The organism is Vibrio gazogenes (assembly GCF_023920225.1).
In the GTDB taxonomy this organism is placed as follows: Bacteria; Pseudomonadota; Gammaproteobacteria; order Enterobacterales; family Vibrionaceae; genus Vibrio; species Vibrio gazogenes.
This window is the reverse complement of sequence record NZ_CP092587.1, coordinates 657,295-674,834: the sequence shown is the minus strand read 5'-3', so window position 1 is coordinate 674,834 and position 17,540 is coordinate 657,295. Positions and strand designations below refer to the sequence as shown.

The following is a 17,540-nucleotide window of genomic DNA, read 5'->3' as shown; positions in this document are numbered from 1 at the left end:
GCGTCGTTATTCACCCGATTCAACAGCTAAAATTTCAACATCGAAAGTGACATCCTGACCGGCCAACGGATGATTAAAATCAACCGTGACCGATTCACCTTCAATAGCAGTTACAATACCGGGAATCTCCATGCCATCAGGGCCGCTAAACCCCATGATCACACCGACGTCAAGTTCCGCATCCCCGGCAAACTTCGTTCGATCCATATGGTGAATATTATCAGGGTTTGCTAGACCGAATGCATCGGCTGCTTTCAGTTCGATCATACGTTGATCGCCCGCCTGTAAACCGAACAGACATTGCTCAAAGTTGTCGCTTAAGCTGCCATTCCCGATGACTAATTTCGCGGGTTTCCCCATCTGATGCGTACTGTCAGCAATAGAGCCATCTTTCAGTTTAATTGTAAAATGAAAAGTGACAGCACTCCCTTTCTGTATCAATTGAACTTTGTTTGTATTTGTCATGTGACTTACTTTCCCCTGCTTTGATGCAAAAAGCGCTATCCGGTTCAACAGACAGCGCTTCGGGTGATTCATTCAATGAATCCGGATAAACTATTTGGGTTCATCTTTACGACGGAAGCCATCAAGAATGAGCATAACCGCGCCAAGACAAATCGCACTGTCAGCCAGATTGAAAGCTGGCCAATGGTGTCCTCCCCAGTAGAAATCGAGGTAATCGACTACAAATCCATGCACAATGCGATCAAAGACGTTGCCCACAGCCCCGCCAATAATCATTGCATAAGCACTGTTTGTCCATCGTTCTAATGCAGGTTGCTTACGCATCCAGTACATCAGTAACAGAACGACGAGCACTGCAATACCGGTAAATAACCAACGCTGCCATCCGGTCTGATCACTCAGAAAACTGAATGCAGCACCATAATTATGAACGTACAACAGATTAAAAAACGGCAGCACCTCAATACGGTGTTGCCATCCATAATCCATATGATTCATGACGACCAGTTTGATAATAATATCAAGTGCGAAAACCAGAACCGCCAGCCATAACCAGCGGATCCCTGAACGTTTAAGTGTCAGTTCTGTCATATTGATTCCGTCAGTCGACTGATTATGCAAATTTACGGACTTCGCCAGCACCTTCGATGTTGGAGACACAACGACCGCAAATATGTTCATGTCCGGCAATCGTACCGACATCATCCGTATGGTGCCAGCAACGTTCACATTTCTCTGCTTCAGTCGCTGAAACCATGACAAACAGACCATCGATCTCGGTGCTCTGAGCTTGTTCCGTTTTCTGCGAGACTGGTTGAACAACGGCTTTTGAGGTCAACAACACAAAACGGAGTTCATCTTCAAGTCGATTCAGTTTGTCTGCCAGTTCACCATCAACGTACAACGTCACTTCAGCTTGTAATGATCCCCCGATGATCTTTTCACTACGCGCTGTTTCCAGCAACTTATTCACGACACCGCGCACTTCTTGAACACGACTCCAGAATGCGTGATCCAAAGGCTCGCCATCCTGCAAATCGAAAAGACCTTCATACCATTCTTCTGCAAAGACAAACGGATTACGGGTTGCACCGTTTGCTTGCAATTCTGGCATTTCACGCCAGATTTCATCCGCAGTGAATGACATAATCGGTGCCATCCAGCGAACTAAAGCTTCAACGATGTAGAACAGTGCTGTTTGACAACTTCTTTGTGCATGTCCGCCACACTTGGCTGTGTATTGACGGTCTTTGATCACATCGAGATAGAAAGAACCCATTTCAATCGAGCAGAAATGCATTAAACGCTGAACAACTGCGTGTGTGTTATACCCATCATAAGCCTTGATGATTTCTTGCTGAGTTGCGAGCGCACGAGCGACGGCCCAACGATCTAATGCAACCATCTCTTCCATCGGAACAATATCTGTTGCCGGATTAAAGCCGTTTAGGTTCGCTAAGAAGAAGCGAGACGTATTACGAATCCGACGATATGCATCCGCAGAACGCTTCAAAATCTCATCAGAAACTGCAACTTCACCAGTGTAATCCGTAGAAGCAACCCACAATCGTAAAATATCTGCACCCAATTTATTGACGACGTCTTTCGGGGCGATGGTATTGCCGATCGACTTAGACATCTTACGACCTTGTCCATCCACCGTGAAACCATGCGTCAACACTTCTCGGTATGGTGCTTTATCTTTCATCGCAATCGATGAAATCAGAGAAGACTGGAACCAGCCGCGATGTTGATCGGAACCTTCCAGATACATATCAGCCTCGGCACCGTGGAATTCTTCACGGGAATCGACAACTGAATAATGGGTCACGCCAGAGTCAAACCAAACATCCAGCGTATCCAATACTTTTTCATACTGCTGCGCGTCATCATCACCCAACAGTTCTGCAACATCCAGATCCCACCATGCCTGAATACCTTTTTGCTCAACCCGTTGAGCAACCTGCTCAATCAGCTCAGAAGAGTTCGGATGTAATTCAGACGTCTCCTTATGTACAAATAGCGCAATTGGTACACCCCAAGTTCTTTGACGGGAAATACACCATTCCGGACGACCTTCAATCATACTCTGAATACGGCCTTCGCCCCAATCTGGCATCCATTTGATACCTTTGATGGCTTCCAGTGCTTTGTGACGCAATCCTGCCTGATCCATCGACACAAACCACTGTGGTGTCGCGCGGAAAATAATCGGTGTTTTATGGCGCCAACAATGAGGATAGCTATGTTCATAAGCATGATGATGTAACAGCGCGCCTTTTTCTTTCAGGACTTCTATCACTGTATCATTGGCTTTAAATACATGCTGACCAGCAAACAATTCAGTATCCGGCAGATAAACACCATTTGATCCCACAGGGTTTGCAACTTCCAGTTGATACTTCTGACCAACAACAAAGTCTTCCTGACCGTGGCCAGGTGCGGTATGCACCACCCCAGTCCCTGAATCTGTCGTAACATGGTCTCCCAAAATAGCAGGCACAGTGAAATCATAGAACGGGTGATGGAAGCGGGTTAATTCTAAATCCGCTCCGCTTGCAAACCCTAAATGATGGAAATGTTCAATACCGGTACGATCCATCACGTCTTTGGCCAGTTCGGAAGCAACAATAATCCGCTCAGCCTGACGCCCTGTCGCTTCATCAGCCTCAATCTGAATCAAAACATATTCCAGATCATCGCGTAAACAGACAGCACGGTTTGCCGGCAAGGTCCATGGCGTTGTCGTCCAGATCACGATAGAGAGGTCGCCGTCGCCTTCATGGCCTTGACTTAAAGTGAATTTAGACAATAGCGCCGGTACATCAACCGCTTTAAAACGCACATCAATCGATGGCGATTGTTTATCTTTATATTCAACTTCCGCTTCCGCAAGGGCACTGCCACAATCGGTACACCAGTGAACCGGCTTAAAGCCTTTGAGCAGATGCCCGTTATCGGCAATTTTGCCTAAAGCACGGATAATGTTCGCTTCAGTGGCAAAATCCATCGTGAGATAGGGTTTATCCCACTCACCAAGAATTCCCAGACGTTTAAAACTCTCTTTTTGTCCTTCAACTTGGCCGGCAGCATACTCGCGACATTTTTCACGAAACTCGGCAGCCGTGACTTTTTGTCCCGGTTTGCCAACTTTCTTTTCAACCATCAACTCAATCGGTAATCCGTGACAGTCCCACCCCGGAATATAAGGTGAGTCAAAACCTGAAAGCGTTTTGGATTTGATAATAATGTCTTTAAGAATCTTATTCAGAGCGTGACCAATATGAATATCACCGTTGGCGTAAGGAGGGCCATCATGTAATACGAAAGATTTCTTGCCTTTTTTAGCTTTACGGATAGCACCGTAAAGGTCCTCTTGATACCAACGTTTCAGCATATCCGGCTCGCGTTGCGCCAGGTTGCCACGCATTGGAAACCCTGTTTCAGGTAAATTCAGGGTATCTTTATATTCACTCATCGATTCTTAATTCCGTTATACTGGGCGAAGTTAGACATTATGTCAGCCGAACATGTATCGGCTAACCCTCATACTGAAGCAACCACACCCTTGCAGCTTCAGCATCCAATTCTATTTGTTGTTTCAATGCTTCGAAGGAATCAAATTTATGCTCCCCTCGAAGTTTATGTAAAAGTGCGACTTCTAACTGTTTACCGTAAATATTGCCATGAAAGTCAAACAAATGAACTTCTAGTTGCTGGCGGACACCATTAACCGTTGGTCGGTGCCCGATATTTGCAACACCATGAATCGGTGTTTCAGTCAGACCAGAAACCTGCACGGCATACACCCCGGAAACAGGAGAAACACATCGTTTCAACGGGATATTTGCAGTCGGAAAACCAATCGTTCGCCCGAGCTTTCGCCCATGAGACACTCGGCCGCTGATACTGTAATGACGCCCAAGCATCTCTTTGGCAGCGGCAAGATCATCATGCGCCAATGCTTCACGAATCGCAGTACTACTAACCCGAAGGCGATTAACACAAAAACTTTGTGTACTAACCACGTCGAAACCGAATTTCTTGCCGGCTTGTTGCAACATCGCAAAATTACCGCGCCGTTGCCGACCAAAACAAAAATCATCGCCAATGACAAGAAACTTAACACCCAAGTGCTTGACCAACAAGTCATGAATAAAGGTTTCTGCATCTAACTGGGCAAATTGATGATCAAAATTAACACAGAGCAGGCGATCTATGTCGAGTCGACTCAACTGCACAAATTTATCACGCAGACGAGTCAAGCGAGCCGGAGCATGATGTTGATTAAATAGCTCCATTGGCTGTGGTTCAAAGGTCATCACCATCGATGGAACACCCAATACACGGGCTTGTTCCGACACTAACCGCAGTACCTGTTGATGTCCGAAGTGGACACCATCAAAATTCCCGATCGTCAGCGCACAACCGTGGTGCTGAGTACGTATGTTATGAATACCTCGGATTAATTCCATATCGGACGTTTAAAACCTATGATTCAATTCTCTGATGATGAAACCGACGGATTATATAACCTCAGCTCAGGAGAAGAAAGTCAATCACGCCAACAAATATGTTCCACATCCTGCTTTAGTGATGTGACCGTCTCACTGGAAGACCAACTTTCCCCAATATAAACACGGGAGACCCCACCTATTGGGTTACTCGGATATCTTTCAACCGAATCCCGCTGATGAAGCTGACGCCCCCATAAATACAGGCACCGGACACGATCAACCCAGCCAACATAAGCGCCCGTTTTAACGTCCCCCACTCAGCCCAAGCCGCCAGATGGTCTGCTCCTAAAGCAAGACATACACTCATGATGAGACTGGCAACAAAAATCCGGACAACAAATAGAATGGTCGAACGCTGCATCCGATATACGGCCGCTAAATGTAGTCCTCGATATAATAAGGCCATATTGACAAATGCCGACAATGCAGTCGCCATTGCCAAACCGACATAACCGAAAAACCAAGCAAATACAGCATTAAAAAACATGTTGGTGACCATTGCCACAATCCCATATTTGACGGGCGTTTTGGTATCTTGACGAGAGTAGTATCCCGGAGCCAGAACTTTGATCAGCATAAAACACAACAGACCGGAAGCGTATGCCTGTAGCGAAAGCGCAGCCTGCTGTACATCAACTAAAGTAAACTCACCACGCATAAACAAGACCATAATCATCGGTTGGGCTAACACGATCAAACCAAGCGTGGCAGGGATTCCCAACAGACAAACCATCCGGACCCCCCAATCCATTGTATTCGCAAATCCGATGGGCTCAGCATCGACATGCTTTCTTGATAATGCCGGCAAAATCACGGTAGCAATGGCGATACCAAATAATCCGAGCGGAAATTCCAACAAGCGATCCGAATAATACAGCCAGCTAATTGACCCGGTTTGCAAGAAGCTGGCAATAAAGGTATCAAACAATAAATTGATTTGACTAACAGACACACCGAATAGCGCCGGGATCATCAATGTTCTGATTTTTCGTACTCCGGGATCATTCCATCCCCATTTCGGCCAGACAAAAACACCAGCTTTAATCAGAAAAGGTAACTGAAACAGAAATTGAACCAGTCCACCGAGAAATACGCCACAAGCTAAACCAATCTCTGGTTGTGCCAGTCGAGGGGAAATCAACAGTGCTGAACCAATAATCATCACGTTCAGAAATACCGGCGTGAATGAAGAAACCGCAAATTTACCCAACGTATTTAAAATCGCACCGGACAGCGCAACAAAGGTGATAAACCATAAATAAGGAAATGTAATTTTGAGGAGTAAGCTAGCCAGCTCAAACTTTGCGGCTGACGGTCCGCCATGTAACCAATCGAGGAACCAACCTGCCCCGAAAACAGCCGTCACAACACTAGACCCAAGAACCCCCAACAACGTGACGATCGAAACGAGAACACCCAACGTCCCCGAAGCCCGGGCAATTAACAGGCGTGTTTTGTCCATATCCCCCTGAGCGTGATATTCGGTCAGTACGGGAACAAAAGCCTGTGAAAAAGCGCCTTCAGCAAATAAACGACGTAAAAAATTGGGGATCTTATTGGCAAAGAAAAACACATCGGCGCTCGCACCGGCCCCCATAAGATTCGCAACCACTATATCTCGAAATAATCCTAAAACGCGCGATAGCAGTGTCATGGTACTGACAATCAGCCCAGACCTAAGAAGACGTTGACTCACCGTAACCTCTATTTATATGTCAAATCACATCCGAGAGAATCCCGGTGACTTTACTGATATAGCAGGATGAAAAGCATCACGCTGGCTTTATCCGGCGAGCTGAGGATACTTTCTGCCTGTGTGCAGTCTTTTAACGTAGAATGCGCTGCTTTTCAAATCATAGTTGTGTCAACAATATGTCTATTGATTCAAACTGAGTGATACAGCACCACGCTCGTTAAAGACGTATAAACACAAAAAAAGATGACCGTTGAAAGAGCAGATTAAGTATTAGCATTCAAAAAAGAATGCTGTTAGAATCCCCGCCATCTTAACCGCGAATGTCCAACGAGGCCAAAAATGTTTTGGTTCGTTGTGTTTTTGCACAAATGAATTGACATTTTTAGGTAAATAAGGGATAGTTCCCGCCCTTAAAATGTCACTGAACTAAAGTTTTTGGGAGTAGACCCTTGGCAAATAGTAAATCTGCTAAGAAGCGCGCTATTCAGGCGGAAAAAAATCGTCAACACAACGCGAGCCGCCGCTCAATGATGCGCACTTATATGAAAAAGACTGTCGCTGCTATCAAAGCTGGCGACAAAGAAGCTGCAACTGCTGCACTAACTGAAGCAACACCAATTCTTGATCGTATGGCAACAAAAGGCCTGATCCACAAGAATAAAGCAGCTCGTCATAAAGCTCGTTTTGTTGCTGCAATCAAAGCGCTGTAATGCATTAATTGCTTTATACAAAAATAAAAAACCGACTTTTTGTCGGTTTTTTTATTTCTCTGATACCAGCCAACGCCCGTTTACGCACAATAAAGCCGATACAGCAATTCAATCATTTCTTTCACTTCATGACTACTGAGCGAATAGTAAACCGTCTGCGCTTCTTTCCGCGTCGCAACCAATTGCTCCCGACGGAGTAACGCCAAATGTTGCGATAATGCAGACTGACTCAACTCAAGTTTCTCACTCAACTCACCTACTGAAAACTCCTGCGCTAACAGTAAACATAATATCTGAAGGCGTCTCTCATTCGCCATTACTTTGAGCAATACAACGGCGTTGGCTGATTTTTGTTCCATCTCCTGAAGATTCACGAAAGGCTCCCTTTATGGACTTATTTTATACATATAGCGACTACAACCTTGCAGCCTTACAAAATCACTTTACTTTCTGTTCATTCACCGAGATTCATGATTATTATTGTCTCTACGGCATCACAAAACTTGTACTTATATAATAAGCAAGTGCTAGATATTAAAGCAATTACTCATGGAAAAGAACCAATTATACTGATAAATAACTAAAATCCTCACTACATATACGTTTCACGGCCGGATGTTGGATCATCCGCTCGGCAAAGATAACGAAATATTCTTCCTTTAAGTTATCGATTCTATCGATCAAATGTATCGGGAAATCACCATTCATCCCTTCGGTATAGAGAGATGGTGCTAAGAAAATAACTTCTCGATGTTCTCTGGCAAAGGCTTTCATCAGCGCGACATCATCAAACTCCCCCATAATATTGGGTTGAATGCCCTGGCTATCAAACCAGTGCATCACACTTCTTCCCATTGCGGTCCGACTCCCCGGAATCAGTATTTTTCCACCAGACAAGCATTCAATGAGTGAACACTTTTGAGGCATCGTATATGAGAAAAAGCACATTTGATTTTCTCCCAGCTTTTTACTAAACAAACCGGGACTGCGAGCAGAATCAACCGGGCAATCAGACAGAATCATATCCAATTTATGCTGAGAAAGTTGCTCAAGCAGCAGCTCATGTGTCGATTCAAAACAGCGTAAATGAATATGTTCATCTTCAGGGACGGCACACGACAAAATCTTACTGACGATCTGTTTGGAAATGGCATCAGCAACCCCCACATCCAGTAATAAATTTGCCCGCTGACTATAGTTGACGATATCGAGCATCTCATAGCTCAAGCCATACATGCGATCAGCATATTTATAAACCAATTGTCCCAGCTCTGTCGGTTCGACACGTCGCCCTGCGCGTTTCATCAACTGACCATCCATACGTGCTTCAAGCGCTTTAATTTGCCCGGTCACTGTTTGCGGTGTCAGGAATAAAGCTTGAGCGGCTTTCGTGACCGATCCCTGTTTACAAACCATCCAAAAATAATATAAGTGATTGTAATTCAAATGAGACATATACCCAGACCATCAGTCAGATTCAATTTATAACAGTACAGCGTATTCTATCATCAGCATGATCGAAATAATCGTAGTTTTCAATCTATAGAGTCGATATACCCGAACATAAAAATATCTTCGACGCTGCCTCTTACAAGTCTCTGGGAAATTCATTAAACTGATAAAAAATTCATGAATAGGCAAGTTATGAAGCAGTACATTGCATTATTGGAAGATATTCTGAAGAACGGTGATGTCAAAGGTGATCGTACAGGTACCGGGACACTTTCGGTGTTTGGCCGTCAAATTCGTCACAACCTCCAAGAGGGTTTTCCTCTCATTACAACCAAGAAGCTCCACTTCAAAAGTATCGCAAACGAACTGATCTGGTTCCTGAGTGGAGACACCAATACCACTTGGCTCAAAGCGAATGGCGTTTCGATTTGGGATGAATGGGCGACGGAAGATGGTGACTTGGGCCCGATTTATGGCAAGCAGTGGACAGCATGGCCAACGCAATCAGGTGAGAGTATCAATCAAATCGATTATGTCGTGGATGCTTTAAAAAATAATCCCAACAGTCGCCGTATTCTATTCCATGGCTGGAATGTTGAGTATCTACCTGACGAGTCCATGACCCCGCGAGATAATGCACATCAGGGGAAAATGGCACTCCCCCCCTGTCATCTGCTGTATCAGTTTTATGTCTCAAACGGCAAGCTCTCTGCACAATTATACATTCGTAGTTCAGATAGCTTCCTCGGGTTACCTTATAACATTGCCTCATTGGCGCTGCTCACCCATATGCTCGCCCAACAATGCAATCTGACACCTCATGAAATTGTGGTCAGTTTTGGTGATTTACACGCGTATTCGAACCATATGGAACAAATTAAGACACAGCTCACCCGAGAACCACGACAGTTACCGGAATTACGTATTTCACGCCATCCCGAATCGATTTATGACTATCGTTTTGAAGATTTCGAAATCGTTGGCTATGACCCGTATCCATCGATAAAAGCGCCCGTCGCAATATAACGACACAATTTTCCCCGACGAATGATTTCATCGGGGAATCTTTACAAACAAGTCTCAAACGGGGCTCTTGCGTCCCCGGTTATATGTCTCGATAACTTCGTCTTTAATACGTTTAAAGCCATTTAGCCAACCTGATAATCATTACTCTAAGATGTCGATTTATTGTGCTGATACACCTGAATGACGACGATAAGCCCAACCCATCAACAGTGCTCCAGCTAAAATCATTGGTAAAGAAAGAATTTGTCCCATCGAAATAAACCCGGCAAACAAACCCAATTGTGCATCCGGCTCTCTGAAATACTCAACAAACGTACGGCAAGCACCGTAACCGATGAGAAACAGTCCGGCAACCGAGCCCGCTGGACGAGGTTTGCGAATAAAGAGGTTAAGGACGATAAACAAGAGGACACCTTCCAAAAAGAACTCGTACAACTGAGAAGGATGACGCGGCAACGGTCCCGCACCAGGAAAGACCATTCCCCAAGGTACATGTGTCACTCTTCCCCACAACTCCCCATTCATAAAATTCCCTAAACGCCCCAACGCGAGTCCGAATGGAACCAGTGGCGCAACGAAGTCAGCAACGGCAAAAAACTGGCGATGATTGCGCCTTGCATACCAAAGCATTGCCGTAATCACACCAAGTAAACCACCATGGAAAGACATCCCTCCGGTCCAGACCTTAAACAGATATAACGGATCGGCCAGAAAATACTCAAACCCATAAAACAGAACATACCCGATGCGCCCACCAATGACGACGCCTACAAATCCGGCAAACAAAAGGTCAGAAACCTGTTCTCTCGTCCACCCGCTGCCTTTTTTATCCGCTCTTCGGTTTGCAAGCCAAGTTGCAAAAAGGAACCCTAGCAGATACATAACACCATACCAACGGATCGAAAGCGGCCCGATGGAGACTAAGACGGGATCAATATTCGGAAACTGCAGGAATTCCTGAGACATAAATCATTACTCTTTATTCAATATAAAATGGTTTATGACATACCACGCTCAGCGCAGCAACATATAAACAGATATAAACATTAGAAAAACAGAAAACACCTTTTTCAACACTGATGTCGGTAACTCAGTCGCTAACTTGGCTCCCACTTTGGTCGTAAATATCGACGCACAGGAAATAAACAACAAAGCAGGTAAATAAACATATCCGAGACTAAATTCAGGCAGGCTTTTCACTGAAAAACCGTGCCAGATAAATCCCACCATCCCAGACAATGCAATCACACAGCTACAAAGTGATGATGTACCAACCGCCTTACGCATTTCTACGCCATGTTTGTTGAGATAAGGCACCGATAACGCCCCGCCGCCGATACCAGCCAAACTGGCAATCATACCAATTAAGCTCCCACTCAATAACATTGCACCTTGCCCGGGCATCGGTTTCGTAACCTGCTGACGAATCGAGAGAAACATTTGTGTTGCCAGAAAAAAAACAATCACCCCAAATACTTTGGGCAGATATTCGCTCGGCATCTCGTCAGCAAGCGTCGCGCCAATCAATCCACCGGCAACAATTCCAGGCGTCAGCCATTTCACGGCTAATAAATCAATATTGCCATAGCGTAAATGATTCAAGGCAGAAGAGCCGGAGGTCAGAATAATACAGGAGAGAGAGGTTGCCAAAGCCACTTGCATCGCGATATCAGGTGCGATACCGATATGGGGAAATAAAAATAACAGAGCCGGAACAACAATTAAGCCACCACCAATGCCCAATAGCCCAGCCATAACGCCGACAAAAGCACCTAACACAATCAACAACAAGACAAAAGTGATGGTCACGTTCGTTCCTTAGATTAACTTAATGTTTGCCAGCGCGGATAAAGCCAGCAAAACCGAACTCTTCAAAATAAGTCCGCATCATACTATAAATATCATGACCATAAGTTTGCATCAGCGCTTGCGATGCAAGTTTTTTCAGCGTTTTGACTTCTGAATGACGAATGAGGTACTTCACTTTCGCAACATTCGCGGTGTTCATACTCAATGTCTGATACCCCATACCGATTAAAAGCAACGCCCCGATCGGATCACCGGCAAGCTCGCCACACACACAGACATTAATCTGATGCTGATGGCACACATCAGAGATATGTTTTAACGCCATCAAGACTGACGGATGCATGGATTCATAGACATCAGCAACCCGGGCATTGTTCCGATCAACCGCTAATAAATATTGCGTCAGATCGTTTGTTCCCACTGAGATAAAGTCAACTCGGTCAGCCATCTGAGGTAAAAGGTAAATCATCGATGGCACTTCGAGCATAATCCCGATTGCAGGCATTTTCACCCGTTCATCCACTGCCGAAACTTCCATAAATGCCTGTTCAATAAAAGCAAGTGCATCATCGAGTTCTTTCATGCCGGAAATCATCGGTAACAGAATACCCAGATTACTCGTCTCGATGCTGGCTTTGAGCATCGCCCGAAGTTGAATCAGAAAAATATCCGGATGATCGAGTGTGAAACGGATACCACGCCACCCTAAAAATGGATTATCTTCTTCAATTGGCAAATAAGGTAAAGGTTTATCACCACCGACATCTAATGTTCTCATCACAACCATCTTGTCGGGATGCGAGCATAGTACCTGACGATAAATTTGAATCTGCTCTTCTTCGGAAGGAAAACGATTCTGTAATAAGAACGAGATTTCAGTCCGGTACAAACCGACACCATCTACCCCTTGATTCACTGCGGTATTGTTTTCGGTATTCAACCCTGCATTCAACAAAATATTGACCGGATATCCATCGCTCGTAATCGCTTTCTCGGCAAGGCTTTGATTGACCATTTCAGACAATTCACCTTCTTCTTCCATCAGCTCTTGGTATTCGGCCAGAACTTCGGAATCCGGTGAAATATGAATGAAGCCACTGTAACCATCGACAATCGCTAATTGATTATTAATCTCTTTAAAATTTAAAGAAACACCCATAATGGCAGGAATTCCCAAGGCTCGGGATAGAATCGCGGCATGGGAGTTAGCAGCACCTTCGAGTGAGACAACAGCCAAGAGTTTATCTTTTGGAATACTGGCCAGAATTGAGGCGGTTAATTCTCTGACGACAAGAATGATCGGCTTTTCCAGCGTCAACTCGTCCTGTTCACTGTTGTACAAAAAGTACAACATCCGCTGCCCGAGCTCCCGGACATCTTGAGCTCTTTCTCGCAGGTAAACATCCGACATTTGGGAAAAACGTTCGACATATGCTTCAACCACCTGACGTAAAGCCCAGTCAGCTCGATCACCTTTGAGAATCTGCTCTTTCAGATCTTTACGTAACATCGGATCATTGAGTAAATGGGTAAACAGATCAAAAATAGCCAGCGTTTCTTTGTGAATGTCACCATCCAATTTCTTACGCATTCGCCGAAAATCGCTCAGAGCCTTTTCAACCGCTCTGGATAACCATTCCTGTTCTTTCTTGACGTCAAGCGTCGACGCTGGCAAAACATTCTCTAGCTCCGGTTGAGAGTTATCCCACCAGAACTCACCAATGGCGACTCCCGGAGAAACCCCAATACCACGCACGACCGGTTGTTGTTTCGCCAGAGACCAGAGCCCTTGAGACTGCGCATGTGCAACCAAAACAGCCAACTGGGCTGAAAGCGTCACCATAAAGGATTCTTCGATTTCACTAAATTGGCGAGGAGAACGTTGCTGGACAACCAAAACACCCAGCACTTGTTTGCGGTAAATAATAGGGGCACCTAAAAAGCTTTGGTACACCTCTTCGCCAAGCTGTCTGAAGTATTTGAAGTCAGGATGTTTAGAGGCTTCGGCCAGATTGATCGGTTCAGCAGAACGTTTAACTAATCCGACCAACCCCTCGTCAAAGCCGATATGTATTTTATTGCCTTTAAATTTCAACCCTTGCGTCGCTATCAATTCAAGGCGTAATTTTTCTTCATTGGCGAGATAAATCGTGCAGCATTCAGTATTCATCGCTTCACAGGTTTGTTGCACCAGAATATCGAAGGCCTGATGAACATCTTCAACTTTTGAAACCTGTTCCATAATGTCCCGAAGCTGAGAGAGCATGTTTATCCTCTTTTCCCTTTCCGTTTACCTTTTACTTTCCGTGCTTTAAATGGCATCGCAATAGAAGCAAACTCTTTCATTGCCCGCCGATAAACATCACGTTTAAAGGAAACAACCTGCCTTACCGGATACCAATAACTCACCCAACGCCAACCATCAAATTCAGGGGTTACTCCACGCTGCATGTTAATTTTAGACTCATGACTCTCTAAACGCAGAAGAAACCATTTCTGTTTTTGTCCAATACAGACAGGTTGAGAATCCCAGCGTACCAATCGTTTGGGAAGTTTGTACTTTAACCAATGACGACTAGAACCAATGACCTTCACATCCGTTTTTGTTAAACCAACCTCTTCGTATAACTCTCGGAACATCGCTTGTTCCGGAGTTTCACCATGATCAATTCCGCCCTGAGGGAATTGCCAAGAGTGTTGTCCGTATCGTTTCGCCCAGAATACCTGACCATGGTTGTTGCAGATTACAATTCCGACATTCAGTCGATAACCATCGCCATCTATCACTGGCAAACCTCTAATAAAATTTAACTTCTCCTGATTTTTTCATAGATCCCCAGATGTAGCAAATATCCATTGACAATAAAAACAAAAATCCCCCGTGGACTAAATTTGATATTTCACATCAGGATAAGTAACTTATTAACACAAGATGACAAATTTAGCGGATCTTATTCACCTTTTCTGTGAGTAACTATGTGAAAAAGTGATAGATTACTCACAATATTTAGATCTTCCTCTCACAATAAATCTTTCAACGACCACTATAAAAATTAAACTAATAATTACTTATCAATAAGTTAAATCAACAGACATCATACTTACGATCCCAATTGGATTCACAAGGATCAATCGCCTCACCACATTGAACAAAGATCAACCACTACCATTTTTATCCACACGACAACCGAGATTTCGCTGAAAAAATAACAGAACCCGCCGAAAAAACCTGTATATTTATCCATATAGTGAAACAATAAATCATCACATATAAGAATCCTGTGGATAAGCTGAGGACATCATCAGAGAACAGCACTTTCAGACAAACCATGACGACCTCTCATTTCATCTGTTAGACTAGCGCGTATTACATCCTGAACTGATGCGCTTCCGCCACGAATATCCGAAAGATCTTATGAGACCAGAACCAAAAACAGAGCGTGAATTACTTGACAGAGCTTGGGAGATAGCCGGACTCAGTTTTGCAGAACTTGCAGCCATTGCCCGGATGAAAGTCCCGATGGATCTGAAAAAAGATAAAGGCTGGGTCGGGCAACTTCTCGAATGGCATTTGGGGGCAACAGCAGGAAGCAAACCGCAACAAGATTTTGAAAAACTGGGAATTGAACTGAAAAGTATTCCCATCAGCTATGTTGGCAAGCCACTCGAAACCACATTTGTCTCCGTGGCACCACTCACAGGTGTCCATGGTTTGACATGGGAAAACAGCCATGTCAGAAACAAATTGTCACGAGTCCTCTGGATTCCCGTTGAAGGAGAACGCGATATTCCGCTCTCTGACAGAAAAGTCGGTGCACCACTGTTATGGAGTCCCTCACCTGAACAAGAAGCACAACTCAAAAATGACTGGGAAGAACTCATGGAGTTCATTGTGCTAGGGCAGATCGAACAAGTCACAGCCAGACATGGAGAAATCCTTCAATTACGCCCGAAAGCAGCCAATAGTCGAGTCAAAACGGAAGCTTACGGTTATAACGGAAAAATAATCCGTACACGTCCCCGAGGGTTTTATCTACGGACGCAATTTACCGCGCAGATCCTCGCTCATCACTTCATATAGATACGGCATCATTTACATCTGACAACGGCACCATAACGAGTATCGTTCCAACCTTGCTGTTCAGCGCAATGCTGTAACTCGTCACCAATCTTTTACGATTAATTTCTATTTCCTTTTCGGTAGGAATTTCGCTTATAGTGAATGACGAAGCATATATAACCACGCTCAAACCTAATGAAGATATGCAGTCAGAGCTACTGGATAATTGGTTCTCTAACAAGAAAGGAAGTCATATGCATTATACAAAGCTGCCTCACTCAACATTAGAAGTCAGTAAAATCTGCCTTGGTACCATGACCTTCGGTCAACAAAATACATGTGATGATGCTTGCAGCCAACTTGACTACGCCCTCGAACGAGGCGTAAATTTCATTGATACGGCAGAAGTCTATCCGATTCCCCCTTCTCCGGAGACTCAGGGAAGAACAGAAGAATTCATCGGCCACTGGCTTGAAAAGTCAGGTAAGAGAGAGAAAATCGTTCTGGCAAGCAAAGTTGCCGGGCCAGTGAACGCCGGACCAAGAAATCCACTTCAGATCAGGGAAAATATGGCCCTGGATCACCGTAATATCCATCAAGCCATTGACGATAGTCTCGCGCGCTTGAAAACCGATTATATCGATTTGTACCAACTCCACTGGCCACAACGCCAGACAAACTGCTTCGGAACACTCAACTATCCCGAACTTCCGGAACAAGAAGAAATCACATTGATTGAAACACTTGAAGCGATGACGGATCTCGTCCGGGCAGGAAAGGTTCGCTATATCGGTGTTTCCAATGAGACCCCTTGGGGCGTGATGACCTATCTTCGCTTAGCCGAAAAACATGATTTACCTCGAATTGTCACGATTCAGAATCCATATAACCTACTGAACCGTAGCTTTGAGATCGGCCTGTCAGAAATCAGTCATTTTGAAGGGGTGCAATTACTGGCTTACTCCCCACTTGCATTTGGCATTCTCAGTGGAAAATACCTCGATGGCGCCAAACCGGAAGGAGCACGTTGTACACGCTTTGAACGTTTTAAACGCTACTTCACTCCTCAAGGAATCAAAGCTACCGAAGCTTATGTTCAACTTGCCCGAGATTATCAACTCGATCCGGCGCAAATGGCGCTGGCTTTCGTCAACCAGCGCTCTTTTGTCGGTTCCAACATCATCGGTGCGACGACATTAGATCAATTAAAAAGTAATATCGATAGTATTGATGTCACATTGTCGGATGAGATCATCGGCAAAATCAATGACATTGCCACGACCTACCCCAACCCTTGTCCGTAATTTTTACTGATATTGATTGCCCTGAACCTTATCGAAGGTCATCTATGGGCTGAGTGAGTACCAGGCCAAAAGGGATTGAAACACCCTTTTGGCCTGCTTCAGTTATGTCGGTATTCGCAATGATATAAACTGACTGAGCAGGTGCATACGACGTGCCACACGCTGATCTTCATTGATTGAACGACCAAAGGGGCGACCATCAGCTTCCAGACCGATATCACGCAATAAATATGGGTTATCCCATGGAATATCGTAAGCACTTCGACTTACTTTTCTTCTCCATACCCGTTCTTCACGACGTAAATCGGCTCGAATGAGCCATGCTGCGAGTGATAAATAAAGTGAATGACGCATAGTAGTATCTCCTGAGGATCATTGGCCGGAGGAAATCTAGCGACACTTAACAGAATGCAGAATAGGGAATTGAATTCTTTGACTTATTAAGCTGCTACATTTCCGCAGCCTAATAAAAAAGCTTACGGATTGATTAACTAAAAATAT

General features: G+C 44.6%; 16 protein-coding genes. 4 read left to right on the top strand and 12 right to left on the bottom strand.

Annotation, left to right across the window (positions count from 1 at the left end; all coding sequences use genetic code 11):
- Window positions 1–6: 6 nt before the first annotated feature.
- The 5 genes from fkpB to murJ form a co-directional block, all read right to left on the bottom strand.
- The gene (gene fkpB, locus MKS89_RS03105; protein WP_072961370.1) at window positions 7–465 is read right to left on the bottom strand and encodes an FKBP-type peptidyl-prolyl cis-trans isomerase; all 459 of its coding nucleotides are present in this window, start codon (window positions 463–465) and stop codon (window positions 7–9) included.
- Window positions 466–555: 90 nt separating this feature from the next.
- Window positions 556–1,056 carry a signal peptidase II gene (lspA, locus tag MKS89_RS03100; protein WP_072961182.1) on the bottom strand — a complete coding sequence of 167 codons (501 nt, stop codon included), beginning with the start codon at window positions 1,054–1,056 and terminating at the stop codon, window positions 556–558.
- Between the two features lie 22 nt (window positions 1,057–1,078).
- Window positions 1,079–3,943, bottom strand: a complete 2,865-nt coding sequence (ileS, locus tag MKS89_RS03095) for an isoleucine--tRNA ligase (RefSeq protein WP_072961184.1) — start codon at window positions 3,941–3,943, stop codon at window positions 1,079–1,081.
- A 61-nt stretch (window positions 3,944–4,004) separates the two neighbouring features.
- Window positions 4,005–4,940 (bottom strand): bifunctional riboflavin kinase/FAD synthetase, encoded by a 936-nt coding sequence (gene ribF, locus MKS89_RS03090; protein WP_072961187.1) that lies wholly within the window; start codon window positions 4,938–4,940, stop codon window positions 4,005–4,007.
- A 178-nt stretch (window positions 4,941–5,118) separates the two neighbouring features.
- Window positions 5,119–6,636 (bottom strand): murein biosynthesis integral membrane protein MurJ, encoded by a 1,518-nt coding sequence (gene murJ / locus MKS89_RS03085; protein ID WP_373636447.1) that lies wholly within the window; start codon window positions 6,634–6,636, stop codon window positions 5,119–5,121.
- 491 nt (window positions 6,637–7,127) lie between these two features.
- Here murJ and rpsT point away from each other — a divergent pair, with 491 nt between their 5' ends.
- The gene (gene rpsT / locus MKS89_RS03080) at window positions 7,128–7,388 is read left to right on the top strand and encodes a 30S ribosomal protein S20 (protein ID WP_021020689.1); all 261 of its coding nucleotides are present in this window, start codon (window positions 7,128–7,130) and stop codon (window positions 7,386–7,388) included.
- Window positions 7,389–7,468: 80 nt separating this feature from the next.
- On the opposite strand, the gene MKS89_RS03075 is transcribed toward rpsT, so the two are convergent.
- The gene (locus MKS89_RS03075; protein ID WP_072961192.1) at window positions 7,469–7,762 is read right to left on the bottom strand and encodes an ArsR/SmtB family transcription factor; all 294 of its coding nucleotides are present in this window, start codon (window positions 7,760–7,762) and stop codon (window positions 7,469–7,471) included.
- 190 nt (window positions 7,763–7,952) lie between these two features.
- Window positions 7,953–8,843, bottom strand: coding sequence for a transcriptional activator NhaR (gene nhaR, locus MKS89_RS03070; RefSeq protein ID WP_072961194.1), 891 nt, complete (start codon window positions 8,841–8,843; stop codon window positions 7,953–7,955).
- Between the two features lie 189 nt (window positions 8,844–9,032).
- Here nhaR and MKS89_RS03065 point away from each other — a divergent pair, with 189 nt between their 5' ends.
- The gene (locus tag MKS89_RS03065; protein WP_072961196.1) at window positions 9,033–9,866 is read left to right on the top strand and encodes a thymidylate synthase; all 834 of its coding nucleotides are present in this window, start codon (window positions 9,033–9,035) and stop codon (window positions 9,864–9,866) included.
- Between the two features lie 159 nt (window positions 9,867–10,025).
- Here MKS89_RS03065 and lgt read toward each other — a convergent pair whose 3' ends face one another.
- From lgt to rppH, 4 genes are read right to left on the bottom strand one after another with little or no spacing between them, the layout of a single operon-like run.
- Entirely contained in the window at window positions 10,026–10,832 is an 807-nt protein-coding gene (gene lgt / locus MKS89_RS03060; protein WP_072961199.1) for a prolipoprotein diacylglyceryl transferase, read from the bottom strand.
- Window positions 10,833–10,880: 48 nt separating this feature from the next.
- Window positions 10,881–11,675 (bottom strand): sulfite exporter TauE/SafE family protein, encoded by a 795-nt coding sequence (locus MKS89_RS03055; protein WP_072961201.1) that lies wholly within the window; start codon window positions 11,673–11,675, stop codon window positions 10,881–10,883.
- Between the two features lie 19 nt (window positions 11,676–11,694).
- Window positions 11,695–13,941 carry a phosphoenolpyruvate--protein phosphotransferase gene (gene ptsP / locus MKS89_RS03050; protein ID WP_072961204.1) on the bottom strand — a complete coding sequence of 749 codons (2,247 nt, stop codon included), beginning with the start codon at window positions 13,939–13,941 and terminating at the stop codon, window positions 11,695–11,697.
- A gap of 2 nt (window positions 13,942–13,943) precedes the next feature.
- Complete coding sequence (gene rppH, locus MKS89_RS03045; protein WP_072961208.1) at window positions 13,944–14,462, bottom strand: RNA pyrophosphohydrolase; 519 nt, start codon at window positions 14,460–14,462, stop codon at window positions 13,944–13,946.
- Window positions 14,463–15,090: 628 nt separating this feature from the next.
- Here rppH and mutH point away from each other — a divergent pair.
- Together mutH and MKS89_RS03035 are read left to right on the top strand one after the other, a co-directional pair.
- Window positions 15,091–15,756 carry a DNA mismatch repair endonuclease MutH gene (mutH, locus tag MKS89_RS03040; protein ID WP_072961373.1) on the top strand — a complete coding sequence of 222 codons (666 nt, stop codon included), beginning with the start codon at window positions 15,091–15,093 and terminating at the stop codon, window positions 15,754–15,756.
- 233 nt (window positions 15,757–15,989) lie between these two features.
- Entirely contained in the window at window positions 15,990–17,039 is a 1,050-nt protein-coding gene (locus tag MKS89_RS03035; protein WP_072961211.1) for an NADP(H)-dependent aldo-keto reductase, read from the top strand.
- 102 nt (window positions 17,040–17,141) lie between these two features.
- Here MKS89_RS03035 and MKS89_RS03030 read toward each other — a convergent pair whose 3' ends face one another.
- Window positions 17,142–17,393: a DUF1127 domain-containing protein gene (locus MKS89_RS03030; protein ID WP_072961214.1), complete on the bottom strand. Its 252-nt coding sequence runs from the start codon at window positions 17,391–17,393 to the stop codon at window positions 17,142–17,144.
- Between the last annotated feature and the right edge of the window lie 147 nt (window positions 17,394–17,540).

What these genes read in the sequence shown, in the direction of transcription:
- fkpB (WP_072961370.1), bottom strand. Translation starts at nt 465, where the DNA reads ATGACAAATACAAACAAAGTTCAATTGATACAGAAAGGGAGTGCTGTC.
- lspA (WP_072961182.1), bottom strand. Translation starts at nt 1,056, where the DNA reads ATGACAGAACTGACACTTAAACGTTCAGGGATCCGCTGGTTATGGCTG.
- ileS (WP_072961184.1), bottom strand. Translation starts at nt 3,943, where the DNA reads ATGAGTGAATATAAAGATACCCTGAATTTACCTGAAACAGGGTTTCCA.
- ribF (WP_072961187.1), bottom strand. Translation starts at nt 4,940, where the DNA reads ATGGAATTAATCCGAGGTATTCATAACATACGTACTCAGCACCACGGT.
- murJ (WP_373636447.1), bottom strand. Translation starts at nt 6,636, where the DNA reads ATGACACTGCTATCGCGCGTTTTAGGATTATTTCGAGATATAGTGGTT.
- nhaR (WP_072961194.1), bottom strand. Translation starts at nt 8,843, where the DNA reads ATGTCTCATTTGAATTACAATCACTTATATTATTTTTGGATGGTTTGT.
- MKS89_RS03065 (WP_072961196.1), top strand. Translation starts at nt 9,033, where the DNA reads ATGAAGCAGTACATTGCATTATTGGAAGATATTCTGAAGAACGGTGAT.
- lgt (WP_072961199.1), bottom strand. Translation starts at nt 10,832, where the DNA reads ATGTCTCAGGAATTCCTGCAGTTTCCGAATATTGATCCCGTCTTAGTC.
- ptsP (WP_072961204.1), bottom strand. Translation starts at nt 13,941, where the DNA reads ATGCTCTCTCAGCTTCGGGACATTATGGAACAGGTTTCAAAAGTTGAA.
- mutH (WP_072961373.1), top strand. Translation starts at nt 15,091, where the DNA reads ATGAGACCAGAACCAAAAACAGAGCGTGAATTACTTGACAGAGCTTGG.
- MKS89_RS03035 (WP_072961211.1), top strand. Translation starts at nt 15,990, where the DNA reads ATGCATTATACAAAGCTGCCTCACTCAACATTAGAAGTCAGTAAAATC.
- MKS89_RS03030 (WP_072961214.1), bottom strand. Translation starts at nt 17,393, where the DNA reads ATGCGTCATTCACTTTATTTATCACTCGCAGCATGGCTCATTCGAGCC.